The sequence below is a fragment of the Legionella bononiensis genome, from assembly GCF_016786215.1.
Taxonomy (GTDB): Bacteria; Pseudomonadota; Gammaproteobacteria; order Legionellales; family Legionellaceae; genus Legionella; species Legionella bononiensis.
Genome location: NZ_JADOBG010000022.1, coordinates 307,825 through 334,653, shown reverse-complemented (window position 1 = coordinate 334,653; position 26,829 = coordinate 307,825). Strand labels below are relative to the sequence as shown.

Sequence of the window (26,829 nt, the reverse complement as noted above, 5' to 3'; positions counted from 1 at the left end):
TGGCAAATCCTTTTCGATCTGCCAACCTTGTAAAGCGAAATTAAAGTCCCACCCAACGAATGAAGCGATTTGTAGCTTTTAAATTGAGCACTGGTTTGACATCAGTGTTCATAGTATAACTCGTTATCGCATCATCAGAATAATTTGAGGTATTCGCGTTTGAATGCACTCCATTGATTTTTCCCATATTAATTAGTTTCATTTGCGTTTCATAATACCCGCGAACCATAATAATGACCGGTATCACGAAATTAATAGAATCCAGCCCTTCCCTGTCATTTTGAACTACCAGTTTATTAAATTCATTACTGCTTAAGGCAACATACTCTTCATTATTAATTTGACGACGCAACATTCTTCCTAAAGGTACCTGAGTGTGAAACACACGTTCATAAGCATTAGCAGACATCACGATAATGGGTTCCTCTTCTTCACGCCTGTCGTTTTTATTGATGTCAACAAACAACACCGGTTCACGAAGATCCACATCTTTAGGTGGTGAATCGATTTTGCTCATCTGTACATTTGAATTCGCTGAATGATCTACAGCATCACAGGTTAAAAATTTGGATTTTCCAAACCATTCGTCACTGGGATAATAAATGACCATCAGGGAATTATCTTTTATAGTATTAATAATCGGTTTATAAAGATCCATGGGAAGAGCAGGACAACCCCAACTACGTCCAGGCCTACCGTATCGTTTGATAAAATTCTCTTCTACATACCAGCCGCCATGCATCACTACGGATCGATTATAGGCATTGTCATTAAAATTTTTATCGAGCCCAGCCAATCGTAAAGACAGACCTTCTCGACCATAATAGGCTTGATCAGTTCTATAAACCCCAATACTACTGGCTTTACTGTCATACTTATTTGAAAAATAGTTGGTTAATAACGTGCCTGATCTGATGCCATGAGACACGTAAGTATGAAACAGTAATTTCTTTTCATATAAATCAAAGACCCATAATCTTTTCTCGTTCGAAGGCAAAGAATAATCGATAATGGTCAGTATATTATTACGCTGTACATTATAAGCTGTCGCACATTTGATGGATTTTAGAACTTTATTGATGACCGGAGCACTTAAGGTGCCCCCTTCTTTTTGCAACATTTCTTTTATTTCATTCAATTGATAATTATAGGAAGGGATCACGCTCTGAACGTTATCATTCATCGTGAATTGTTTTTCTACTGCAGATAAAGGGAGTGAAACGAAATCAGATGATGTTACTGCTAGTAGCAATAGCAGAATATTAATCATAGCATTTCCTTGATTGTAGTGATCTTAAATTATTATTATTCCTGTACTAATTAATATAGATCACAAACAATCTAAGTGCACAAATTTTAAATTGTAAAATCTTAATTTGATCATGATGATGTTTCGACGATCTAATTGGGTCTTCATCCAATCAGATCAGGCGCAGATTCAACATCAAGATAGATCACAGATTAGGTAGTTCAACCAGATGCAGATCATTTAAATCCTGATTATGATCTTCAATATACTGTATACGACTAATCCAGGCTGAATCATTAGAAATGCTCGAAATGGATTTTAAACGGTTCACTGCACTGACAACGGCCCCGCTTCGTTCTTCATCACTGATTAAATTCTTGGAACCTCTTTTTAAATCCTGAAAAATCATACTGATTTCTTTTACTGAATTGCTAAAAAAACCTTTCACGGGATTTGTATGCGTTAAATAATCATCAAGCAAAGCTACTGTCCTGTCTAAAGGATCTGCTGCAGTTTTATTTTTGCAAATCAAATCACAAGAGAGGTACCTGACAACATCCTGATGTCCTGCGTCTTTTGCTGCTTTAATTGACTCTTTATATCTGCTTGCATTGGGTTGATTTTCGCTTGTTAATTGGCTTAACAATTGAACTCCTTCCATAGCTCCTGTTTTCGCGGCCAGATGCAATAATAAACCCGCCGATCTCCAATCCGGTTGTTGATAATGAAACAAAGATTGAAAAACACCCCAATCCTTATTCTCAGCCGCAACACGTAATGCATAAGACACAGCCATTTGACTGGGTTTGTTGTCTTGATGCATCTTGGAACACATCCACTCAACTGTCTTCCAATTCCTGGCTTGAGCCAAATTGGTAAATGCTTCATCCACCGCTTCCTGGCCTGGTTTAGGAGTAGGATCTTCGATTGTGCATAAGGTCTTCAGAACCTTGAATTTTTTTGATTGTAAACCCATCTCAGTGGCGAGTTCCAAAGCTTTATCCAGTGCTGTGGTACTGGGAGATTTGGCTGGAGCGCGTAAATGACAAAGTGAATCCACCAAATGATACTGATAAGACTCTGTCGCGGCTTTCAATGCTGTATCCATCATGTTCTGACTGGGTTGATGTTTATTCCACTTGGAGCTGCAAAGCACCTTCACCACATCCCAACATTTTTCTGCCGTCTCTTCATCTCCCTTTGCCATGTGTCCCTGTGCAGCAGATATAGCCTGTTTAATAGCCTTATCTATCATTTCAGGTCTGATTTCTTTAACTTTTGAATAACTGTCCATAAAGCTTTTGACTGTTTTGACCAGGCCTTTGTTTGCACAATCCAATAATCGAGTTTCTATCTTTGTGTTTTCAGCTGGCATGATGAACTTCTACTCCGATGTATGGTGGTAATATTATAGCATAGTGCCCAGATTAAGCTCGATTTGTATTTAATGCAACAGTTTATGATCTTCAATTTTAAGAAACGAAATTAACGCAACCAATAACATGGTAAACCAGCGTAATCCATTAAAACCGTTCTTTTCAGCTATAGCGTGAGTCCTAATGTTTGCTTCCTTAGCCTTGTTAAAGTCCGTTTATGTAGTGCTATTTCTTGTGCATCCGCGGTTTATCGTAACCTAGATCTCACAGGAGAGTACCGGAAGAAATCCTCTGAAACAACCAGAGGATTTATTAAATAAATGAATAAATCAGTTAGGGTATATTGACAACTCATCAAATAATTCCCAACGTCGAGGGACGTCGAAATTGGAATTGTTAACACGCCCTATTATTAATTGAGCTTGTTTGCAGACTTGGCTCTATTGTCTTCAGTATTATCATCAAGAAAAAGGGTTCCCATATTTAATAAATTCGCGCAGGCACACATCGCTTGTAGTGACCATGAAGCATTAGAGCAACCTGAGGTTATGCCGGCATAAATAGCACCCATCCTGAACAAATTTGCCCCCATACCCATTAGTTTGGTTTCAAATCCATTGGTCACATTCAAGCCATACATACTGTACGCATGAGTAACGAGAGCCAAACTCAGTTCAGCAACCTTCCCTTCTGGATTAGTCACCAGGGAATAGGCAGCCAAAGAAATAATTGTTGCATTATACAATTGCATCCCTTGTGTCCAGGATGAGCTCTTATTAAAAAAACCAAACATATTAAATTACCCCGTAGTGTTAAAATGACAAAATTTTATCCACTAAGCATATAATAAATCAAGGGTTTCCAAATTTACACCACATTGCTCATTAAAAATGATACTGATAGGAAATTTTTAGAATAGTGTGAGCTATGTTGTACCATTGAAGGTCTTGATAATGTGTTCATTTTAAATATAAAGAAATCAGTTAATTCAAGGAGCCCTTGATCAGGGTGAGGGATTTTCAGGATAGGCAGTTGTCGATCCGGATATTAAAGCTCCCGTATTCAGTACAGTGGAAACAACTCCCAATGCATCGATTAATGGGGATGTGTGCGTTGTTTCTGAGGTCATGCGGCTATAAGAGGCGCCCAGACTAAAAAGATTCACGCCCACAGTGAGCAGCTCACTCAGCACACTGGAGTGTTCTCTCAGGCTTAAAAAATTGAGTGCATGAACCGTTATTTCCAATCCTTCTGCAGAGACTTGTGCATCAGGATCTGTGAGCAACTTATACGTTGCGGTGCTCAACAAAAACAAATTAAATAACTGTAAGCCCTTCTTCCATTGACTGTCCTGATTAAACAGACCCAACATACAAGCCATCCTTATTAATTATTTTCTGATGAATAACGTTAGTGAATATCCAGACATTAAATCAAGTAATTACTTAATTTACTCTTAAAACACACCGCAAATCAACCCATTGAGATACCATAATAAGCACAATGTGTTATAATTTAATTCATTATCACTTACACCATCGAATGATATTACCTAGAGGTTGATATGCCATTACAAGTTAAAATTATTGACTCAGTCAATAAAGTTCTAAGCAAAAACGATACCCCCGTAAAACTTAATAAAGGGGGAGTTTGTGGTGGTGTAGCAAGCTTATACGTACGATACTCTTTGGAAGGAAAAAAAAGAGAGTTTTTCGAATTATCAAAACAATTGGCCAATCTACCCGAAGAATATCAAATTGGTCAAAATAGCGACATCGATAAGTTTATTAGAGAAATTGAAATTGAATTTAATCGATTTAATTACACTAAAGGCCAGTATTATCAAGGGGATATGGAACATACCGTTTTTATAGATGGTAAACCCATTAAAAAGGAATTTAGTATCGGCCTGGTTGCAAGCTTTGCCAAGTGGTCCAATCTTCTCGAACAAATGCGTAACGAAGGCAGAGCCTGTTATATTCGTTCCCATAATCATGCCATAGCACTATCCTTTGTAGATAATCAATATGAAATCTATGATCCCAATTACGATGAGGATAATGATGAAAACCCCAATGCTCAGGCAACCAATACCCGGCGATTTATAACGGCAGATGAGGCAATAAATGAGTTATCGCAACAGTTTGGTTATCCGGACAACAGTAATGTGGGATTAGGAATAATCGTCTACGCGAATCCTAACGACACAACCCCCGCCACGTACCCCGATAAAAATAAACTGTTGCGTGAGTCCCTTAAAAGCAAACCGGATTATCAAAGAGATATAGGTATAAAAGACAAGGACTGGAATTATAACAGCTTGTTTTTTGCTACGAACATCAATGACAGACAAACGGTTGAATATCATCTGCAACAAGGTGAAATCGAAATAAAAGAATGCCCTTATTTAATGCAGATGGAAAGCAATAATGAACTGGTTTTTCAGCTCTACTCCAATTCCAATAAAAACAATAAACAAACATTACTCTACTATGCAATCTGGGCAGGTAATATCGAACTGTTTCAGCAAATGTCCGAAGACTACCAAAAAAAGCATGTAGTGACACCTGTTGAAAAATTAGCGTTCAAAACCCTGGTACAACATAACTTAAGCTTGCTTAGAGCCGCGCAATCAAGTAATCCTGTGTGTATCATGGAAGTATTAAAACTGTATAAAAGTTATGATATTCCATTGGATTCAATTTCTGAATCTATCTTAACAAAAATCATCATCCAGCTCACAAAGAATGGGAATGCGGAACTATTAAAAGCGTTTACTCAAGAAATCCCGGTGCTATCTGAATCCGTTATCCTCACAGGAATCAGTACTGCGACAAACCATGATAAACGCGGCGCATTAAGTTTTTGGCTTGGGGTTCGCGAAAGCCTTCCGAAAACCGAAAATAGTACCTTAATCAATAAAAAGCTGATTAGTAAAGCCTCTCTCTTAAATTTCCAGCAATTGATTCAATCAGGTTTTACTGTAGCTCCCCCTCTATTTTCAGAATCGTTAAAACGCAACCGCCATGAATTTTTTGAACTGAGTATTGCCAGTAATCCAACATCTGTATGGAAGGAATTCATCGCAAAATTACACGATCACTCTCTTGAAGAGCCTATTGATCTGTTGAGACAAAATCAGGAATTAACTGCTCTGCAGGTATTAATCAGTTACAAAGAAAATGACTTGATTAAACGAAATTGGCCCGCTTCAGTTCCTGCCAATACAGGTACTGAAGCACTTAAATTTGCCTGTGAATGCGGTAATAAAGAAATGGTCGAATTTTTTACTCGGAAGAAATTTAAGGTATCCACTGATTTTCATGTGGAACAACTCAAAAATGCTCTAAAGGTAAATGATCATCAACGACTGGAGGCTTTACTGTCCAGCTCTATAGATTATGCTCAATTTTTTACTCGCTCAAACAAGCAATTAATTACAGAATTGATTCAGCTGGGCACCTATGAATTTATTATCAGAGCATGGAATAACTACAAAAATAATTCCCAAAATAAACAACCTTTGACGGCAAATCATCTGCAATTGGCTGATTTATTATGGATTGCGGTGACACATAACAATAAAAAACTGTATGAGCATATTACAAAAGAAGCTCCAGATTTGGCTTTAAAAACCATAAAAGAAATTATAGATAGCAATAATGCTGAGTTCTATCCTTATGCAATCAAACTGGCTATGGCACTTCCTGCGTTTAGCGAAAATTTTTCGTCACCCCCATTGCATCAATTCATCCGTGATGAACTGAGTAAGTATGAACAAAAATTATTTGAGCGAACCACAAAAGATGATGAGTATGCTGATAAAAAATTCCGTACAGAAGCACGCCAACTCATTCAGCCCTTATGTAATATATTAATGTATGCCATTGAAAATCACTATTTTTCTTTTGCCGAAGAGTTAAATTCCCAGGTTCATTTGTCATTAAATGAAATATATGATCTGTTTGTCACAGCACATCAAAATAAAAACTATAAATCCGTTGAATTTCTCCTGAGCCATTATCCCAATCTATCAACCAATAAGCAGATTTATTTAAAACTGGCAGAATCAGAGGAGTTTGATTTACTGGCATTATTGTTACAGAAAAATAAACCGATGGATCATACGATTTATATCCGTTTATTGAAAGAAGCTGTCAGGGCACATCATGAACCGGTGATTCAATTACTTTCCCCCTATATCAATTCCGCATATAAAATCGAAGGCTCTCCACTCTATGAGGCAATTCGAGAAAAAAATGAGGAGGGGTATCTACTCTTAATCAAATATGACGCTGAGATGTCACCCCGTCAATTATTTTCACTTGCCATAAAACAATCGAATGACCGATTGTTGGAAGCTGCTTTTCAAAAACCCAAATTTGCACAATTTTTTAGAACACATTCTAATGAACTCCTGCATACCTTGTTTCACGATGGAACCCCTGAAGCTGTTTTATATTTTTATAAAAAAATGAATCAGAGTACGGAACAGGATAATATCAACGAATATTTTGCGGCGTTTATCAATTTTGCCATTACCAATAATGATCTGGTCCTATTTAGACAGTTACAGAAACTGGAACAATTCACCACACACACAAAAGAATTATTCAAACAAGCCTGTATGGCTCAGGCTCCAGATATAGTGAATGAATTACTAAAATCCAATCTCGATTTTGATGATAAAGAAGAACTGCACGAGCTGCTTGATAAATTGTTTGGTATGGATACAAAAGAATCAACAAACACAGCCCATACTGCATACGATTTAATTTATAAACGAGCGCTCAATCGCCTCTATGAATTTGTAATTCAAAACAAATACCGTCCTTTTTCCAGCCTGTTTCACTCCATCAATGAACTGACTGATGATCCAGGATTATCCCAGCCTATGAAAAATCAACTGATTTTCAGAGCCTTGGAAGAAAATGATCAAACTATTCTTGGTTCATTACTTGATCAGGTACACAATAATTCGGAAAGCGGATCGCAAAACGAACTTGAAGTGAATGAGGATATTGTTTCTCTATTTAGTGCTCATTTAAATAAACCATTAATTATCAGTGTCCTTCTCGATCATTATAAAATAGAACAGGTACTCGCTAAAGCCGTAGAATTAGAGATGTGGCCTTTCATTGTTCATTTTCTCAAAGGACGTACTGTTGATGGGTTAAGCCAGGATTTATTAACAACACTTAAAAGCCATGACAGTAAGCTATTTCAAGTTCTCGAAACCGAAGCTCGACAATCTCTTCACAACGATCCACGCCATGAACTCAATGCACTCCTAAGTTCTAAAAACGACCTGGCCTTAAATGTTGTTCTTAAAGAGCAAAAAAAAGCGATACAAGAAAGCATCATGTCTCTACAAAAACTGATGGAAGAGCAACACATCGATCTGAAACGCCAATTTTATCGCTTTGATCTCTATTACGACATCAAAAAAGCCAATACTGCCATGGAAGATCTGATTCCTCAAATTGAACAATTTTTTGATCGAAATAAAGGAATTTCACCCATTGAACTCCTATCAAATGAAGTCAATCGGAATCAAATACGGGAGTTCAAAGACATTATGGATACTAATAATTTAGTACCTGCCTATTTCGATGAACAAGATGAACTGGAAAGAGCCTTTGATGCCCTGAGTACCTTTGATAAAAATCTCGAAGAGCAACAAAAACAAAAAGAGCAGAGTGCTCTTCAACAACAGCAGAAAGATCTGGAAGCGCAACAAAAAAGACAACTAAAGATTGAAGCACAACAACTGCACCAGAAAAAAATTGAGGCTCAACAACAACGCCAACAAAAACTGGAAGCACAGATGCAACGCCAAAAGTCTTTGGAAGAGCAACAACCTCAAAAGGCTTTGGAAGAACAACAACATCAAAAAGCTTTGGAAGATCAACAACGTCAAAAGGCTCTGGAAGAACAACATCGTCAAAACGAATTGAACAAACAGCAGGATAAAACACCAGATGAACAACCACCTGGCAATACCCCCCTTCCGAGTAAAGACCAACCTGCTTCACAAAAGCCAAACCCATTATCAGGATTAATCAAAATAGTCGAAGAATATGCAAAAATAAGAGAAAAGGAACATTACACTCGTTATTTGATCCCATTATTCCAATACACGAAAAAAGATAAATTGGATGCAACGCAACATTTTATTAACGCTTTAAAAAATCCAGCATCCCTGATCAATAATTTTGACAAAGCAGTTTTGAATGATGGGCGATTACACAAGACAATCAAAAATTATCTTGCAGAACATGAACTGGCTATTCAATCGCATTTCAAATCAGATAAACCGATTAGGACAGTGAATCAATTAATTTATGCCCTGAATAAACAAAATCCTGTAGACAAACTTATATATCAATTGGAACACTACCATAAGCAACGAGCAAAACAACCGGAGATGTATCATCTATCCCTGTTTCCCCAATACACCGGAACAGAGAAGCGTACCGCGGTTACTCACTTACTGGATTTATTAAAAGGTGGAAACAATACTTTGACTACTAAAGATATAGGGGCTTTAAATCAAGGCAGTTTGGGATCTCTGATTTCTGAATTTATTGAGGAATTTAAAGCCCCTCTTAGAGAGGCGATGAACGTTAAACGGATTAATAATCTGACGGACTTAATCAATGCCTGTGAGCACAACAACACGGGATTATCCTTAAAGAGCTAACACATTAAATCAGGTGAAAATCGAAACAAAATACATTCATTATGACAGTGTATTCATCTATTGTTATGTTAGTTATAGGATAATCGCTTGTTCATTAAGTCCCGAGGCTTATCCATAAGAGATCCTCAGCGTTTAACAATGCCCAACAACAAATCTTGTGTGCTATTATTAATACAAGATGTACTCAAAGGAGCGAGAAAATGGCTAATATGGAATTGAAAAATTTAGACCATCCTGACGAACTTCGCGAATTACCAAAAACTAAATAGCAACCGAGCCGCGACCGTCAGGAAGCGGAACATTGGGTAGATAGACGTAACATACGGGTAACGTACTAATCTATGACTACTTTTTGGTATGAGTTAAGGCTTATCACTGGCTGTATTTGAAAATGAATACCGGACATTCTATGCAGTAACTTGACTGTTCCGCTTCCTAACGGTCGCGGCTCGGTTTATCTGCACATATTTAAATCAGTTAAATGCACTCGCTGTGAATACTGATACGCTCGACAAAAAAAATTCTGAGTCTTTAAGGCCTCATACACTGTATGTGGCCTTAAAAACTACAGATTTTTTTGACTCAAGTACCCTTCAGATAACTGGATAAAAATCGACTAAAATCCACTTAACACAATTTTTCCTCTGGCCAAACCACTTTCAAGTAATGCATGAGCTTTTCTCAAATTAGCCGCATTAATAGTCCCCATACATTCAGCCACGGTAGTTTTTATCTGCCCCTCATCAACCAATTGAGCCATTTTAGTAAGAATTTCATGCTGTTTGATCATGTCAGGAGTTTTAAACATAGATCGGGTGTACATCATTTCCCAATGAATGGAAATACTTTTAAGCTTAAAAATCTTAAAATCCAAATGCTGCGGATCATCAATTAAAGCAAATTTGCCTTGAGGCTTTAAAACATCAACCAAGGCTTTCGCATGCTCATCACTGTGGGTCAGACTAATGACATAATCCACTTCAGGATAATTTATTGCCTGTAGTTGAGCCTTCATATCTTTACTGTGATCGATAACATGATGAGCGCCCTTATCAAGAATCCATTGGACAGACTCAGGACGGGAAGCAGTCCCTATAACGCTTAAATGAGTTAACTTTCTTGCCAATTGAACCAGCACAGAACCAACTCCTCCAGCAGCACCGGTAATTAATAAACTGCCAGGTTCAGTGGGTGATAATTCCAAACGATCAAATAACAGCTCCCATGCAGTCAAACTGGTTAATGGAAGAGCGGCTGCTTCCTCAAAACCTAGCGACTTAGGTTTTTTTGCAACAATTCGCTCATCGACCAGATGAAATTCACTGTTAGTTCCGGGTCTAGTTAAATCGCCGGCATACCACACTTCATCACCTGGCTTAAATAGGGTTACGTCAGGACCCACTTCCAAAACCACACCTGCGGCATCCCAACCCAAAACCTTAGGCTCAGCTCCTTGCGGTTGAACATTTCGTCTTATTTTAGTATCCACTGGATTAACAGCAATGGCTTTTACAGCAACCAGAATATCACGCCCTGAAACTTTAGGAGTGGGCAGATCCAGATCCATTAAAGCCTGATCATTATCAATGGGTAATGACTGTAAATATCCTATTGCTTTCATAATTATTCCTTCAAAATAAAATGGCAGTACATGATAGTATTTTAAAATTGCAAAAAATACATCATCGGGACATAGGAAAAACGAGAATAGAATAGTACATTTTTCTTTGGCATGTCCAAATAATGTTCTATAATCGATTTTCGAATTTTTTAAAATAGCTTATAACAACGAGCAGCTTATGAAGCCCATATCAGCAACGTGCATTTCTAAATATTCACTCTCTTATCCAGGCCATGAAGATAAATACTATATACGCTTTCAGGTAGTATTTGCTGAAAATGATGCACATGGCACATTAACTATTGAAACAGATGAGTACAACCGAAATGCAATTCAATCGAAACTTGAACTACAAAACAGCAAAACTCAAGGTGAATTTCAACCTTGGATAAAAGACTCATGGCAAGATGCGCTTTTAAACGCCTGGTTACGTTATTTCAACGCCATTGGATATTGTGCAGCAACAACTAAAGACATGGTTTATCAATTAAAGGATCAGGCTGACGGCACTTTTTTCTATGATCTGTGTGATGAAAGCAAAAAAGGTGTTCATGAAATGCTTCCTCATGGAATAGTATACAATGATGATGGGACACAAACTGATCTAATCGTGGTACCTCAGGAACATGCTGATAGATTCATTGATTCCGAGAACAGTGCAGCAAGCAACGCAACAGATAAAACCAACACCAAGCAATTAATTTCTACATCGATAAATAGCTTCGATTGTCACATTATATCAGGCTTTATTTTTGCCATAGGGGTAGCTGCGGTTGCTCTGGCCTTTACCCTGTTACACGCTGCCTCGGGGGGAATTGCAGGCCTGGTTGTTGGAGGGATTGGGATCACGGCCATGCTCACGGGTGGTATTGGACTGTTTAATTTTGGTTCTGCTCCTGATCATAAAGAAATCGAACGAAATCTTCTATCCGTCAACTCACCAGCATAATACACCTTATCCAGTGGGCAGATTTAGCCCACTGCACTAAAACCGGTACATTATCCCAATACACTGGAAATGCGACCTATTGTCCATCCAATTAATGTACCTGACTAATGAACGAAATTAACTTTTTATCTTCAGCGGTTAACATATTGTCTGAATAAGCGGGATTTGGTTCATACCACCATTGATTATTAAAATAATTTTGCAAATCAGGAGATTTGAATTGTCTTCCATATTGAGCAAAAACAGTGTTACGCAAAATTCGTAGTTGCGATGAAGTCAATTTGGATAACTCATTTACAGGATTCTCAGCATTTAAAACAGGATAAATCATTTTATAGCGCACAAAACTTTTAGGAGTAAATAAACACAGAGAAAGATCCTCTGCAGGATGAAATTGAGGCAAATCCCAAATATACTTTCTACTTGCCCCACTGCCCTGAATGGTCATACCAGCAGGTGTCGTTTTCAAATAATCCGCACTACCGTCAATTTCAGAGCATAATCGAGTTGGGGTATTCGGAATGACCTCCAGTTGGGTATGCCCTATGGTTTCATTATGCCAAAGTGCTCCGGTCTTAAGAACATAGGCAACCCAGTGATAGCCCATTACATCAAACGTTGCACCTGTATCATAATCATGCTGGATATGTATCGATGCCAAAGGAGGAAAAGTTGTGGTCCATAAATACGCTTCATCATAGTACAAACCTTTATCCCGGTTTGGAGCGATTTTCTCTTTATGAGCAGATACTGAATTACCATCAACCAGTACCTGAAAATCATAAACCAAAGGTTTTCCCTGCCCCGTCTTCTGTCCTTCAGGAAGAGCAATATTGCTTGATTCTTCATTATATACTGGAAACGGAAAACCCATAGTAACGTTCAGAGTTTCATTCAGAGTATTTTTAAAATTAAAATCGCATCTGTAATGCCAGGAGCCATTCATCTCTGAGCTATCTAAATTCTTTCCGGTTATGGTAATGACTTCATTAACCATTTTTATATCCGGTTGTGAGATAGGTATCGGTAAAGAGCCCTCGCCACCAAAAGCTGTATCATTTGCCAGTAGTGCTTCAGAAAAAAACAATAGAATCAATGCGGTTAACAGTTCCGCTTTATTAATTTGTTTATTATTTACTGGTGGCATGAGATCATCCTGAATCCAAAATAATATATAGTATAGTTAATAATTACAGGACTTACGAAAAACTCCAGGGTTGAGGCAAAAGAAGTGATACGTAATCCTCGCGAAAGAAATGGGGTTTTTGCCAAGTCCGGATTCAAGATTCTGGATATGTGATTAAAGGAAGTTATATACTAGGCTCCACATGAACCAATAGGGAATTTAACGTGCTTATTTCACATAACAACAGCATTAATATTAATTTATCCGAACACCAAAACAGACTTAAAAATTCGGATGGCTTAATTCTTCCTCTGGATGAGGAACTCAAATTACTTGATGGATTATCTCAATTTGAGCTGGGGCGGTTTTTATTATCCAACAGAGGCCTCAATGGGTATTGGACTGCCTATGTCATTCTGTACAGCATGAAAAAAGAATCCATGCACCCTTTAGAGCATTGGCTGTTAAATAAAGCACCAGGATTTAAAGCAACTAAAGAACGCTTCAAAATATTTCAGGAACAACTGCAATTACATATACAGGATAATTGGACACTGGCTTCAATTCCCTGTGGATTAATGGATGATCTCCTCAGTCTGGATTATTCAAATAAAACCAACATCAATCTGGTTGGAATCGATTTGGATAATGGATCAATAGAACTTGCCGCACAGAATGCTGTTAAATATGATTTTAAAAACGTCTCATTTTTGATAAAAGATGCATGGAACCTGGGAATTGAATCACAATTTAACCTGATAACCAGTAATGGACTTAATATTTACGAATCTGATGATGAACAAGTCACGTTACTGTACAAACAATTTTATAACGCATTAAAAAATAAAGGGATATTAATAACCAGTTTCATTACACCTCCTCCCAAATTTAACAGTCAATCCACCTGGAAGAATATCAACAGCGACGATGCACTGAAACAACATGCTCTTTTTAACGATATCATACAGGCCAACTGGCAAACCTACAGAACCGAGGATCAGACCCGTGAACAGTTGAATAAAGCAGGCTTTGACGTATTGGACATTATCTATGACAGTCAGGGAATATTTCCCACAGTTATTGCCAGAAAAAATTAATACCCTGCGCCAGGAATTAACTCAGCAGGCTCAAGACAATATTCCTGGTGCCTGCGTTCCTCCTGAATTCCATTAAGTAAATTCCTTGCCAAACACCTAGTAATAAAGAGTTATTCAGATAAGGGATGCTTAAGGATGCGCCACAAATTATGGATTTAATATGAGCAGGCATATCATCTGGACCTTCTTCCTTATGTCGGTATTGCCTGTTTTCAGGAACAAAATCACAAAAGAATTGGTGCACATCCGTTAACACATCAGGTGATGCATTTTCATTTAATGCCAAAGCAGCTGAAGTATGTTGAATAAACAGATGCAGGACTCCTGATCCAGACAGTTCAGCCTTATTTAATATCTCATTGGTGATAAGATGTACTCCATAAGGTTTAGGTGATAATTGAACTATTTTATGAGTTATCATTAATAAGTACTCCCAATTATTTATCGTCAGGATGTTCCAGCATGTCGTGCCAATTGATCACATTATTTCCAAAGTCCTGAGCATATAGCCTACACCAGCTAAACTGTATAGACTAGAATATTAATTATAAGCTGAACTGAATTGCTCAGGATATTATATGCCAAGAACATTTTTTGAGAAGCAATCGCCGAGTAGCCTTAGAAAGGACATAATCGCACTTAATCAGTTATTTAAAACTAAAAAGTTCCTGGAACAGCAATCCATTGAGGATCTCATTGAATATAAAGAATTAATAAACTCTTATATTCAAGACCCTTATTTCTCCAATCTTAGACCCGCTATAAAACAAATTCTGAGACGCATCATCGCCCAAATTGATGAACGTATGCATTTATTAAATTCAGTTCAGGATGACATTGAGGAATTTGATCTATCTGAGTGTTACATTCAAATTCCCTCCCCTGACGAGATAGCTCAGATGCATCATATGCCTGCCGGTGGTAAGGAAGATCAACAAGCTCGCATTATGCATATGACTCAGGCACTGAAAAATTACCATTCGTTACCGATCATGACCAACACTCAGGGAAGTGTACCCGAGCGCTGGTCCCAGTTATTTGGAGAAATCACCAAAGGGAATCGTCCAGCAGCCTTTCATTTATTAGATCAAATTCCTGAAACCGACATAATTCTCCAATCCCTGCTTGCAATCCACCCTAGAGATTACTTGAAGCAATTAATAGATTATTCCATTCAGGCATCGAAAAGAGGGGTTAAAGAAATAAATTCAGACATCGTGATCACTCCAGAAACTTTTAGAGTGCTGATCACCGATCTCGCGACTACGTTATTAAATCCTTCAAAAATAATTTTTTCCTTTGGTTTACCCACTCATCATGCATTTAGTAATGAAGGCAGTGGTTTTTGTCTTATCAACAAGACCGCTGTTCTCATGAAGTTTTGGGAGACTGTACACGAGGAACCGGTGCACTACGTTATAATTGGAACTGATGTGAACAGGGATAATGGCTTATGTCAGATTCTGTGCCAGACAGCATCCCACATGAATATATGCCACATTGATATCTTTGACTCAAGAGTGTATCCAGGCCAGGATCATTCTTATATTAATCAGGAATTCAATTCAATGGGTACTGAGGTTGGCGAAAAAATTAAATGTTGGAACCACAATAATCTGGAATATTATGCTGTCGATTTAAGTTTGACGTCCCGTAAAAAAATTGATCTTCATCCGGCGCTTCAATTTGCTCTCACCAAGCTTAAAGAGCAGATTGCACAGGCAAAAACGCATCACCATAAAGTCGCCCTTTTATTACCAACAGGCTGGGATTCACACGAAGACGAAACCGCTCCCTGCGGAAAATGGGTCAATGATCGGATGATGTCACAATCAGAGGCAAGTAAAACCCGATTTAATGATGGGGATTTAACTTTTTTTTATGAACAAATATTCGAGTTATATAATGAAAACAAAGAACATATTACAGGCATATATTGGGGTTTGGAAGGAGGTTACGATCGTGCCATGTATGAACGACAAATAAATATATTAGCTCAGCTTATCGGGACTCATTTAATTCAGCAGAACTCACAGGCCAGCTCTTCAAGGATGAGCTATTAGGCAAAAATAAGTATACAGAGCAGTGTCAGAAGAGGTAACGTTCAACAGCCCTGAAAATGTAGCTTCTCAATAAGTCCGGGAAATTCGTCATCCCGAGTGTAACGAGGGATCTCCAAATCCAGGCACAGTGCCACTTTCAGGAGAGCCCTCACAGTGTTCGGGATGACGTTTCCCGGACTTATTGAGAAGTTACCAGAAAATCCTATAAGTAATTGATTTAAAATACTATTAGATAATTCACTGCGCTAAAAACAAAAGTCCATGATTTATTTTTAACCCTCGATTCCAAAAAAATACTCTGTTGTAAATCTTATAAGCAAGTGGTACTCTTTTGCTGATTTTTTTAATAAACAAGTCAGGAGTACAGAACATGATGTTGAAATCGAAATTAGCTGCTTTTGCTGGCGCATTACTTCTCGCTGGATCTGCTTTTGCTGGACAAGAAAGCATATGCCCCAACATAAATGATATTAAAGCGGAAGGCATATCTATGGCTGAAGAAATTGGGCCTAATATTTATATCAGCTATAATATCAGCAACTACAATACTGAATCTACCTGGGGATTTCTTATCGCTCCAGTAGAAGCAGACTCTACTGAAGTTGCTATTGAAGGCGCTAATGAAATTTTAAGTACTATGAGTGCTCCTGGAGTTCCTGAGCAACATGGCGGCGCGGTTATTTGCGATTACGATACAGGTCGTCAGGATGTATTCGCAGCTGCAATCAATGATAATCAACAAATTACCCCAATGAGACTAAAATACTTCTTCAAAAGAGCTCATTAATAGTCTATTGAGTCATCCCGCAAAACGCATCTCGTTTTGCGGATTTCACCTGATCACTGCATCAAAAAACTCGTGCTAATCACCTGAAGTCAATCAGTTATTGATCCTTTGTAGCGCCACTTTCCATGTGAATTTTACGAAAAAACCGATGTATTACTGGCGACAACATGACTACAACAATGGCAATAAAAGCAAGCCCACTGAATAATGCATAAGTTCCGGCGAATATTTTACCTGCTGAGGTCGTTAAAGTAGCGGCAGGCCCCATTCCGGAAAGAATCATTGACGCATTTAAATAAGAATCGACCCATGGCATTCCTTCAAACACATGATAGCCCAGCATGCCTACAGATAATGCGGCGACAATAAGAAAGATACCAATAAACCAATTACGGATTAAATGTAAATACATATTCGCTGGTGGCGCCAATCGTCCATTTTTAAATATCTTCATGTCCTGTCCCGCAATAAATTAATGAACCAGTCTGGATGGTGTTGCCTATTCAGTTTGACGAGTACCTGAAAACGCTTACCTGCCAGAGCTTTTTCCTATGAATATCTCACTTTTAATTAGGTTGTCATCCTCCCAAAAGCGAGAATCCATCCTAAAAATTAGCACCATGCCACCTTGTTGCATGGATCCCCGCTTTCGCGAGGATGACGTACAAAAGTGAGAAGCGTTCAGGGACAAGTCGCACCACCCAAGAGTTATCAAGCTATAGTCAACAGCTCCTGAATCACCATCCAAATCACACTTTATCCGTGGCTGTTACTTCATACTCCAATGCCTTATCAATTGTAGGGAATTGGAATGTAAATCCCTCATCCAGTAATCGTTTGGGAATTACTCGTTGACCATGATTGATTAAACAATCACCCATTTCACCGAATAAAAGATGAATAACAAAAGCCGGTGTCATTAACAATAACGGGCGATGCAGGGATTTAGCATAGGCTTTGGCAAAATCCTTTTGCATGCATGGATTAGGAGAAGTAAGATTCACAGCTCCTGTAATATCAGGCCGTTCGAGCAAAAATCGATAAGCATTGACGACATCCTTACTGTCCACCCAGGATATATATTGCTTTCCGTTTCCTATAACACTTCCAAATCCACTGATAAAACTGGGATATAATTTCCCCAACATTCCTTTGCCTTTCTTTAAAACCACACCAAATCGAGTTGACGTCACAGCAAGTCCTGCTGTTTCTGCTTCTTGTAATGCCTGTTGCCAACGTATCCCTACCTCGCTTAAGAAATCTTTAGGACGGGAAAAATCAATAACCGTATCCTCACTTAAAACAGCAGATTCACCATGTTCCTGCATGCCATAGATTCCGACTGCGTTGGCACAGTAAAAGTGAGGATTGGCCTTTTGTTTTATAATCCAACGCGCCAAACGTTCAGTAGTCTCTACGCGTGAAGTTATGATTTCTTCTTTTATTTTAGGTGTCCAACGCGCAGCCGAAATATTTAATCCACACAAATTAATCACTGCGTCAAATTCACTGGCATCTAATGTATCCAATTCATCCCAGGAAACCGACACAAATTGTCCTGAAAAAACCTGACGTAATAAATCTTTATGTCTGCCAAGTACGGTAAAATGATGCTCCTGAGATAAACCATGAATCAACTCCTGACCAATTAAACCTGAAGCTCCAGCTATTAAAATATTCACGATGGACTAAACTCCTTTTAGTGCAGTTCTTGTTAACCAGGGTTTGTCGGCAATTAAACTAAGGATCTCACGAGGTTAGCCCGGGACATCTATAAGTTCGCTGGCTACTTTCAAGCTGTAAGGATGCGCCGAAGTTTTAATGCGATTGCTAGATTCTGTGCACTTATCGCTAGCTTGCCTCAAAATGAACTTATTTTTGAGGGCCGAAGCGAAGCATACATCAGTATGTGAGCATCGGGGCACAAAAAATAAGGCCATTGTGGCCGAGATAGTAGAGAAGTGCACAGAACCTAATAAACCCTACTATATTTGCAGCGAATTATCAAATAACACGTAACGAATCAGTTCCCAATTCAGTCTATTTGCTAATTGAATCAGCATTGTCACCATCTGCCGCAGAAGATTCATTTCCAGCTCGCTTACTTCGTTCTGTCTTTTGCTCACATTCCCAAAAAAAATTCTGCGGAACGTCGATAAAATTATTTCATTTGGAATTAATAAAAAACCACACTCAATGTGTTTAAATTTTATCAATTTGTGTTATAATTCGGCTTCATTTATTTATTTTGGAGCATCTTTTGAGAGACCGTAGAAGTGTTAAAGAAAAATTTGTTGGAGCCACCTTATATCCACTTATCGACAGTGATGATAGACCGGTTTTTTTTGCGAAATATAAATCTGCGAGTGATTTTGCTTTTCGAACAGCATCTGTAGGTACAGCACCTGTTTTGTTAACATCAGCCAGTCTTGCACTCCTGTTAGAAGCAGGCAGCAAATTATTGCTTACTTTTTCAAACATTCTTGAATTAAGTTTTTCTGAAGCTATTGATAATTTAAAAGAATGTGGTAAATCATTACTTGCCTCTCCCTTATTTTTAGTTGCAGCTATTTTAAGTCCTTTAGTTAATTTAATTGATTTAATTGGTGGTGCGGTTAACTCTCTGTTTGGTTCTTCCAAAAAAGATAATTCATACCCTGATCAAGAGTATCCTTATCACACTAAATTCAATTTCAGTAATTAATCTCCGCTGCATTGTACCCATTAGGTCTGATGATACTGAATCATCAGACCTAATTCATATAAATCTCACCCGAATTTAAATCCTATGTAACTTCTCAATATCCTCTGGTATCGTCATCCCGAATAAAATGAGGTATCTCCTGAACGTGGTATTGTGCCTGAATTTGGAGATCCTTCACTGCGTTCAGGATGACGAAATTCATCCATCATCCCGAGTGTAACGAGGGATCTCATGAATGGGGCGCTGTACTTGCATTGGGAGAGCCTTTACTTCGTTCAGGATGACGAAATTCATCCGTCATCCCGAGTGTAACGAGGGATCTCATGAATGGGGTGCTGTGCTTGCATTGGGAGAGCCTTTACTTCGTTCAGGATGACGAAATTCATCCGTCATCCCGAGTGTAACGAGGGATCTCCTGAACGTGGTATTGTTCCTGAATTTGGAGATCCTTCACTGCGTTCAGGATGACGAAATTTATCCGTCATCCCGAGTGGAACGAGGGATCTCCTGAACGTGGTATTGTTCCTGAATTTGGAGATCCTTCACTGCGTTCAGGATGACGAAATTTATCCGGAGCACGTCATCCCGAATGCAATGAGGGATCTTGTTCCTGAATTTGGAGATCCTTCACTGCGTTCAGGATGACGAAATTTATCCGTCATCCCGAGTGGAACGAGGGATCTCCTGAACGTGGTATTGTTCCTGAATTTGGAGATCCTTCACTTCGTTCAGGATGACGAAATTCATCCGTCATCCCGAGTGTAACGAGGGATCTCCTGAATAGGGTGCTGTGCTTGCATTGGGAGATCCTTCACATCGTTCAGGATGACGAAACTCCAACACTTATCGAGAAGTTACACTTATATCAGGTAACCTGTTGAATTAAAAAGAAAATACAGCTCCATCAGTTGCAGTAGATTCATTTCTTATTTGCGGACTCAGTAGACGATGCTTCCTGCCCTGATTAAAGAAAAGTGACGTGTTATTGATAAGTGTATCGAGCTCTTCCTTACTGATCGCAGGACGAATAACCCTGTCCGATTCCAGGGATTTGACGATACCGAACTGCTTAACAAACTTATCTTTAATCTCTTTGGGTAAATCAGGATTATTTTGAATTGCTATCACACCATTGTTAACTTCTTTTCTATATTCCGTTTCAAAACTCACTAAATTGTGCTTCAGAGCGCGGGCACGATCGATCAATAGTGCTGTTTCTGATTTAAAAAATGTAAAAAATTGAGCAAAAAAATTGGATAATTTCACCAACCATCCATCATGTTGCTGAATAAAATCACATATCTGGCTGTGCGTTTCTTTAAGTGATGTCAAAAAATGATTTTTCTGGACTAATGAAAATGAAATTCTTCTGTATTCACTAAATGCATTACCTACAGCGTGATTTGCAGTCAGAACATCGGATAATCTTTCATTAGAGGCATGATTTATCATTTTTTTTAAAACCGCATCGCCTCTGGACAAGTGTTCTTCAAGAGCCGTAATTTGATTTTGAACATCTACGGATTGTCGCCTCAATTCAGCTAAATAGTCCGTTGCCAGTACTTTAAGTTCCGCTTTACATTGAGCATCAAGGGTTGATGGTATTTTTTTTGCTATGGAATCCTGCAGTGAATTGGAGGTCACTAATCGGTAACCAATAGTAAGAAAACTGGTTGCCCAGCTCATACCATACAAGAGTTTGGAAGATAGATTTTGCAGGATTCCAGGATCTTTAAGTTGATTCATTTTTTCAATTAACTGATTTTTTTTAATTCCCTTGGTATGTTCCATCAAAACATTAAATGAGTCCTGTGAGTTCTTCACTAATTCCAAAAAATACTGCCTGCCGATCACTCTCTGATCATTCTCCAACAGTGTGCTTAATAATGATTGGATTTTGGGAATATTCACAGTAATTTCATGTTGGGTGTTTCGTGCCGCAATTAGGGAATTGATCCCATCGCTCAGTTCATCCAGAGACGAGCGCAGATTCAGAAATTTTCTATCTTCTCGTTCTTCTGCCATAAAAACTGCTGCGAATCGTTCATTAAAATAATCTTGCAGTGTTTTATCTGAATCGAATTTTTTAGCTTCTTCAATCTTTAATTGTTCCAGTGCTAAGTCAATTTGCGCGATTTTTTCTTCTGTAAGTTCAGCAAGTACCGTAGTATCCTGTATAATTTTTCCCAGATCGATAAAAGCGCTTAGCGCAATTTTTTTCCAATCACTTAGATTATCAATTCCAGCTTTAAGAAGTTTAAGAATATAATAAATAGAGAAACACAATGATCTGGTTTGTTTTAATTGAGTAACATCCTCTATCGTTCGTGCTAATAATTTTTGGATATGTCCAATTAAACGATTTGCCTTATTTACGGTATTATTTCGCGGGTTAACATAAAGTTCGCCCAGGATGTTTCTTAAGTCCATTAAAATGTGTTTGTCGTCTGATGCTGTATCAGGCATTAAATCCATGGACTCTTCTATGACGAATCGGCAAAAAGCCACAGCACCAAATGAACGTCCACCGTATACGTTCAATTTCACAAAATGATCTGTTTTATGATGGGCAAGATCATTTTTTATCGGAGCAAGACTGTCCAGAGTGGTAAAATAATCTTCTATTATGATGACAGTATCTATAATACCTTGTTCGTTACGCGCTTCTGTCCCTCGCCATTGTTCAAAACGTTCCCTTTTAGTCAACATCATCATCCTAAATCCGTTAATTGGCTTTCAATAAGTAGTGTTATCAAGAGCTCCGACAAGTACGTCATCCTGAACGCAGTGAAGGATCTCCAAATCCAGGCACAGCACCACATTCAGGAGATCCCTCATTGCATTCGGGATGACGTGCTCGAAGATTATCACGTCATCCTGAACGCAGTGAAGGATCTCCAAATCCAGGCACAGCACCACATTCAGGAGATCCCTCATTGCATTCGGGATGACGTGCTCGAAGATTATCACGTCATCCTGAACGCAGTGAAGGATCTCCCAATCCAGGCACCGTGGCAATTTCAGGAGATATCTGACTTCATTCGAGATGATGTATCTCGAACCTATGGAGCAGTTACCTGTTCAGTCCTGCCTGACCTCAATTGATATTAATTGATTATTTCGAGAATATTAAGCTTAATTTTAGATTCTTAGTAATCAACAGATTCTCATTGTGAGAAAACACTCTCAGGATTTACGAAGATGCTCACAACCTTAATTACTTAAAATGAGCGATGTATTCATAATCTCTGTTTTGCAGATTATTTCCGCTGCATACAGGACTGGCCCATTGATCGGAACACGGCTTGTCTCGGGTAAAAGACCACATGGATAAGCCGCCTAATTGATTCTCATAAGCAAAGCGCTTTAAATGATCTGCATCGCTCAAGGTAAACTGTTCGCTGTTCACATCATTTACGCCTATCATGGGAGTAACTTCAATCAGGTTCCATAAAGAAGCAGGCCTTCTTTCAGGATAAATGTCTTTTAAAAACAACTGAACATTGGTTGCAGCCTGAATGGCGTAAAGCCCCATGTCACCGCTATAGGCTGGACCGTAATCCATAGCCATAATATTCACGTTAAATCGAAGACCTGCCTTTTTCGCTTGGTAAATCACGTTTTTCCCATCACCGGTTAATCCTTCTGGCATCACTGGAAGTGTAAAACTTAATTTAAGTTCGGGGTATTGTTGTTGTATGTTCTGCAATGCATCAATTAATTTGGAAACATCTGCACTTCCATTTTCAATATCAAAGTCCAAACCGGTTGCGTGATAAATTTTTATCACCTGCTGAAAAATAGTGTTCAACTGATTTTTATCACAGTTTTGCGATACATCAGTGCCATTGGCTCCACCAAATGAGACGGTCAGCCGCACTCCGGCGTTGGCCAATGAATCTGCCTCCTGCTTACCCCATTGCTTTTCCAGACTGTATGCCTGTTGGCTTCCCCAAGCGGGTTGACACTGTCCACTGTCCGTTATAAAAGCCAAATGATAGGCGCCTATTCCTTCAGTGTGTGCTGGCGTGGTCAAATCCATAGGCACCATATCCTGAGATTGAGAATCCCAATGAGTATTCAAAGTCAGATCGACGTAAGGACTGAATGAAGGTATTGCGGGAAGTGTTAGTGCAATTACATTGCCCGACATCATTAACCCATTGATGAACGATATAATTCTGGAATAGCGCATTAGCTGATCCTTTATTTCAAATAATGCACAATTTTACATCATTAGGGCAATTAATCAACCATTATGATGGCAAATTACTTTTTAATCCTCCACTTAATCATTAAATTATTGACAGTACGTGGTGAGTTACTCTAGCGTTTAGACCCTAAGGAGACTTACGAAAACTCCCAGGGGCTAGGAAAAGGAATTTGGGTTACTTCTCAATGATCCTGAAAATTACGTCATCCTGAACGCAGTGAAGGATCTCCAAATGCAGGCACTGTGCCGGTTTCAGGAGTTCCCTCATTACATTCGGGATGACGTGCCCGGAGATTATTGCGTCATCCTGAACGCAGTGAAGGATCTCCAAATGCAGGCACTGTGCCGGTTTCGGGAGTTCCCTCATTACATTCGGGATGACGTCTTTGGAACGAATTAAAGAGTCCTTTTAATGAAGACATTGGGCATTTTTCGTAAGTCCTGTCTTAATTTTGGATTGGTATTATACTAAGGATGTCACTATGAAAACCCTGTTTGTTGATCCGGATATTGCAAAAGCATCAACCATTACCTCGCAATTTTATACCTCACAGGATTGGTTTGAATTAAGCAAAGAGAAAATATTCAGCAAAACCTGGCAATTCTGTCTTGGCACCGATACGTTGAATAGCAAGGGAACCCTTGTACCTCATACCCTACTGCCTGATTTTCTAAACGAACCTGTGCTTTTTACCAAAGATGAACACGGAATTATTCGCTGCTTAAGCAATATTTGCACGCATAGAGGAAAAATTCTGGTTGATCAACCCTGTTCCTCGCAAAAAATTAAATGCCCCTATCATGGACGCCGATTTAATTACTGCGGTGAATTCATCCATATGCCCGAGTTTGAGCAAACCCTCGATTTTCCGTCAGCCCGGGAGCACCTCACCCCAGTCCCTTTCAATACACTGGAACCCTTTATTTTTGCATCCCTGGCTCCGACAGTACCCTTCCATGAGGTATTTGCGGATATTAAAGAAAGGCTGTCCTGGCTTCCTATGGATCAAATGCGTCTTGATACAACGTGTTCCCGCGATTATATGGTTAAAGCGCACTGGGCTTTATATTGTGAAAATTATCTGGAAGCCTTACACATCCCCTTTGTACATCCTGGATTAAGGCAGGTTATTGATTGTACTACTTATACCACTGAGCTGTACCGATACAGTAATTTACAACTCGCGCTGGCTCGTGAAGGGGAAGAGTGTTTCGACTTGCCAAGAGAGTCACAAGATTATGGAACACGAGTTGCGGCCTATTATTATTGGATTTTCCCTAATACCATGTTGAATTTCTATCCATGGGGTTGCTCAGTCAATGTAGTTCAACCCATTGGTCCTGAATTAACAAAAGTTTCATTTTTGACCTATGTTCTGGATAAATCAAAACTGGGTAAAGGCGCAGGAGGCGCGCTGGATCAAGTGGAACTTGAAGATGAGGCCGTCGTAGAATCAGTCCAACAAGGCATTAAATCACGATATTATGATACGGGACGATTTTCACCAACAAAAGAACAGGGTACTCATCATTTTCAACGGTTGCTTTGTGAGTTTCTCAATGATTAGTATCATAAAGTAATGCATTTAACCTGTGCAAAACCTTATTGATTAAGATGCAATAATTGATTATCCCCTTTCAGGAGAAAAAATGACAACGAAAAAAGGGATCTATATTTTTACAACTATTGGTTTACTTCTTGGGATTACTATCGATTTATTAATTCGCAATACAAGCACCACAGTCTTTTATTACAGTTTAACAACCCTGTTTTGTCTATTATACGCATTTGCCTATAACGAAAAAAATCAGATACGTCTCGCAGTAACCAGTTTATTCGTTGCATTGTTTTTATCTCTTCCACTTATTCCTCTTAAAATAGATTTATCCAATAATCATTACCTGCATTTATTCACCTTTCTTCTTGGATTTCCATTTTTTGTCTATGTCACCCATTCATTTCACTATGCTTACCAACATGACAATACCTGGCGAATCCAATACAGCAGTTTATTTGCCGCGGTGTGGAATACTCTTCCATTAATATTTGTTGCAAGTATTTTTTGCTCACTGACCAATATGATCATGATGCTTGGCGCCGTGCTGTTTAAAACTGTTGGCAGCGATTTTTTATGGAACTTATATTTTAATAACCACCATTTCAATTTGATCAGCAACACTACTGTTTTTTTTATTGGATTAAGTATCGGACAGGAACAAATCAAACTCATTTACAATTTACGTTTTTTGCTCTTACGCATCATGTATTATCTATTCCCATTTTTAGCCCTGCACAGCATCATCTATTTTGTGATGTACAACATCCATAATTTCTATGGCGAAAAAGTATTTATCAGTTCGATCATTGTTTTATTACCCTTATCCTCCTTGGGTATTATCTTTTTTAATGCATGCTACCAGGATGGAACAAATGAGATTAAATACCCGGCCTGGATTAAATTCTTTTTGCGTGTTTATAGAGTCGTTTTATTTATACTGTTCCTGATATTGACCTACAAAGTTTTAAAAGAATACTCATTAGATAGTAATCTCCTTATCTATTTACTAGTCGGGTTATTATTCAGCATCAATTACGCCATCACAGCATGGTTTAGCGTTGAAAAGGAAAAAAAGTGGATTTATATTGGCAACATAGGTACTGCGATATTATTTATTATCGCCTTGTTCCTCTTTAATATTCCTTATATGCCTGTGGATTTTACACTAGGTGGTGGCCATACTCCTTTTGTTCCTATGTCAACAGTATTTGGAGCAGGTCATTCTTAATCATTTAGAGAATAACAACAAAATGCTCTCCCGGATATTCAGCTGAATCAATACTATAATGTACTTGACAAGACTCGTTTGTGAAAACGACACTGTTTTAATGATTAAGATGGCTTAAGTCCAAAACTCATAAGGTAGTTCTTAATTATATGGA

Annotated in this window: 21 protein-coding genes; 10 read left to right on the top strand and 11 right to left on the bottom strand. The window is 38.5% G+C overall.

Annotation, left to right across the window (positions count from 1 at the left end):
• Nucleotides 1-40: 40 nt before the first annotated feature.
• From IZU94_RS15115 to IZU94_RS15100, 4 genes are all read right to left on the bottom strand, one after another.
• On the bottom strand, nucleotides 41-1,270 hold the full coding sequence (locus IZU94_RS15115) for a murein L,D-transpeptidase catalytic domain family protein (protein WP_203112450.1): 1,230 nt from the start codon (nucleotides 1,268-1,270) through the stop codon (nucleotides 41-43).
• Between the two features lie 184 nt (nucleotides 1,271-1,454).
• A complete protein-coding gene (locus IZU94_RS15110) occupies nucleotides 1,455-2,624 on the bottom strand; it encodes a hypothetical protein (protein ID WP_203112447.1) in 1,170 nt (389 codons plus the stop codon).
• Nucleotides 2,625-3,037: 413 nt separating this feature from the next.
• The gene (locus tag IZU94_RS15105; RefSeq protein ID WP_203112444.1) at nucleotides 3,038-3,376 is read right to left on the bottom strand and encodes a hypothetical protein; all 339 of its coding nucleotides are present in this window, start codon (nucleotides 3,374-3,376) and stop codon (nucleotides 3,038-3,040) included.
• Between the two features lie 252 nt (nucleotides 3,377-3,628).
• Entirely contained in the window at nucleotides 3,629-3,997 is a 369-nt protein-coding gene (locus tag IZU94_RS15100) for a hypothetical protein (protein ID WP_203112440.1), read from the bottom strand.
• 192 nt (nucleotides 3,998-4,189) lie between these two features.
• Between IZU94_RS15100 and IZU94_RS15095 the strand changes: the two genes are divergently transcribed.
• Nucleotides 4,190-9,328, top strand: coding sequence for a hypothetical protein (locus IZU94_RS15095; protein WP_203112429.1), 5,139 nt, complete (start codon nucleotides 4,190-4,192; stop codon nucleotides 9,326-9,328).
• Nucleotides 9,329-9,944: 616 nt separating this feature from the next.
• Here IZU94_RS15095 and IZU94_RS15090 read toward each other — a convergent pair.
• Nucleotides 9,945-10,949 (bottom strand): zinc-binding alcohol dehydrogenase family protein, encoded by a 1,005-nt coding sequence (locus tag IZU94_RS15090; RefSeq protein ID WP_203112425.1) that lies wholly within the window; start codon nucleotides 10,947-10,949, stop codon nucleotides 9,945-9,947.
• A 178-nt stretch (nucleotides 10,950-11,127) separates the two neighbouring features.
• On the opposite strand from IZU94_RS15090, the gene IZU94_RS15085 reads away from it, so the two are divergent.
• Nucleotides 11,128-11,898: a hypothetical protein gene (locus IZU94_RS15085; RefSeq protein WP_203112422.1), complete on the top strand. Its 771-nt coding sequence runs from the start codon at nucleotides 11,128-11,130 to the stop codon at nucleotides 11,896-11,898.
• A gap of 91 nt (nucleotides 11,899-11,989) precedes the next feature.
• On the opposite strand, the gene IZU94_RS15080 is transcribed toward IZU94_RS15085, so the two are convergent.
• Nucleotides 11,990-13,045, bottom strand: coding sequence for a YARHG domain-containing protein (locus IZU94_RS15080; RefSeq protein WP_203112416.1), 1,056 nt, complete (start codon nucleotides 13,043-13,045; stop codon nucleotides 11,990-11,992).
• Between the two features lie 203 nt (nucleotides 13,046-13,248).
• Here IZU94_RS15080 and IZU94_RS18470 point away from each other — a divergent pair, with 203 nt between their 5' ends.
• A complete protein-coding gene (locus tag IZU94_RS18470) occupies nucleotides 13,249-14,121 on the top strand; it encodes a class I SAM-dependent methyltransferase (protein WP_203112414.1) in 873 nt (290 codons plus the stop codon).
• Between the two features lie 16 nt (nucleotides 14,122-14,137).
• Here IZU94_RS18470 and IZU94_RS15070 read toward each other — a convergent pair whose 3' ends face one another.
• Nucleotides 14,138-14,542, bottom strand: a complete 405-nt coding sequence (locus IZU94_RS15070) for a secondary thiamine-phosphate synthase enzyme YjbQ (protein ID WP_203112411.1) — start codon at nucleotides 14,540-14,542, stop codon at nucleotides 14,138-14,140.
• Between the two features lie 157 nt (nucleotides 14,543-14,699).
• Between IZU94_RS15070 and IZU94_RS15065 the strand changes: the two genes are divergently transcribed.
• Both IZU94_RS15065 and IZU94_RS15060 read left to right on the top strand, forming a co-directional pair.
• A complete protein-coding gene (locus tag IZU94_RS15065) occupies nucleotides 14,700-16,184 on the top strand; it encodes an arginase family protein (RefSeq protein WP_203112408.1) in 1,485 nt (494 codons plus the stop codon).
• Nucleotides 16,185-16,554: 370 nt separating this feature from the next.
• Nucleotides 16,555-16,971 carry a DUF4949 domain-containing protein gene (locus IZU94_RS15060; protein WP_203112405.1) on the top strand — a complete coding sequence of 139 codons (417 nt, stop codon included), beginning with the start codon at nucleotides 16,555-16,557 and terminating at the stop codon, nucleotides 16,969-16,971.
• A gap of 97 nt (nucleotides 16,972-17,068) precedes the next feature.
• On the opposite strand, the gene IZU94_RS15055 is transcribed toward IZU94_RS15060, so the two are convergent.
• Nucleotides 17,069-17,425 carry a hypothetical protein gene (locus IZU94_RS15055; protein ID WP_203112402.1) on the bottom strand — a complete coding sequence of 119 codons (357 nt, stop codon included), beginning with the start codon at nucleotides 17,423-17,425 and terminating at the stop codon, nucleotides 17,069-17,071.
• A 295-nt stretch (nucleotides 17,426-17,720) separates the two neighbouring features.
• The gene (locus IZU94_RS15050) at nucleotides 17,721-18,653 is read right to left on the bottom strand and encodes a TIGR01777 family oxidoreductase (RefSeq protein WP_203112399.1); all 933 of its coding nucleotides are present in this window, start codon (nucleotides 18,651-18,653) and stop codon (nucleotides 17,721-17,723) included.
• Between the two features lie 578 nt (nucleotides 18,654-19,231).
• Between IZU94_RS15050 and IZU94_RS15045 the strand changes: the two genes are divergently transcribed.
• On the top strand, nucleotides 19,232-19,675 hold the full coding sequence (locus tag IZU94_RS15045; RefSeq protein ID WP_203112397.1) for a hypothetical protein: 444 nt from the start codon (nucleotides 19,232-19,234) through the stop codon (nucleotides 19,673-19,675).
• An 882-nt stretch (nucleotides 19,676-20,557) separates the two neighbouring features.
• On the opposite strand, the gene IZU94_RS15040 is transcribed toward IZU94_RS15045, so the two are convergent.
• Complete coding sequence (locus tag IZU94_RS15040) at nucleotides 20,558-22,390, bottom strand: hypothetical protein (protein ID WP_203112394.1); 1,833 nt, start codon at nucleotides 22,388-22,390, stop codon at nucleotides 20,558-20,560.
• Nucleotides 22,391-22,462: 72 nt separating this feature from the next.
• On the opposite strand from IZU94_RS15040, the gene IZU94_RS15035 reads away from it, so the two are divergent.
• Complete coding sequence (locus tag IZU94_RS15035) at nucleotides 22,463-22,780, top strand: hypothetical protein (protein WP_203112391.1); 318 nt, start codon at nucleotides 22,463-22,465, stop codon at nucleotides 22,778-22,780.
• A 112-nt stretch (nucleotides 22,781-22,892) separates the two neighbouring features.
• Here IZU94_RS15035 and IZU94_RS15030 read toward each other — a convergent pair whose 3' ends face one another.
• Nucleotides 22,893-23,870: a chitinase gene (locus tag IZU94_RS15030; protein ID WP_203112388.1), complete on the bottom strand. Its 978-nt coding sequence runs from the start codon at nucleotides 23,868-23,870 to the stop codon at nucleotides 22,893-22,895.
• A 250-nt stretch (nucleotides 23,871-24,120) separates the two neighbouring features.
• Between IZU94_RS15030 and IZU94_RS15025 the strand changes: the two genes are divergently transcribed.
• The 3 genes from IZU94_RS15025 (at nucleotide 24,121) to IZU94_RS15015 (ending at nucleotide 26,675) form a co-directional block, all read left to right on the top strand.
• The gene (locus IZU94_RS15025; protein ID WP_203112385.1) at nucleotides 24,121-24,288 is read left to right on the top strand and encodes a hypothetical protein; all 168 of its coding nucleotides are present in this window, start codon (nucleotides 24,121-24,123) and stop codon (nucleotides 24,286-24,288) included.
• 82 nt (nucleotides 24,289-24,370) lie between these two features.
• Nucleotides 24,371-25,456, top strand: coding sequence for an SRPBCC family protein (locus IZU94_RS15020; RefSeq protein WP_203112383.1), 1,086 nt, complete (start codon nucleotides 24,371-24,373; stop codon nucleotides 25,454-25,456).
• 82 nt (nucleotides 25,457-25,538) lie between these two features.
• On the top strand, nucleotides 25,539-26,675 hold the full coding sequence (locus tag IZU94_RS15015; RefSeq protein WP_203112371.1) for a hypothetical protein: 1,137 nt from the start codon (nucleotides 25,539-25,541) through the stop codon (nucleotides 26,673-26,675).
• The last annotated feature ends 154 nt before the right edge of the window (nucleotides 26,676-26,829 follow it).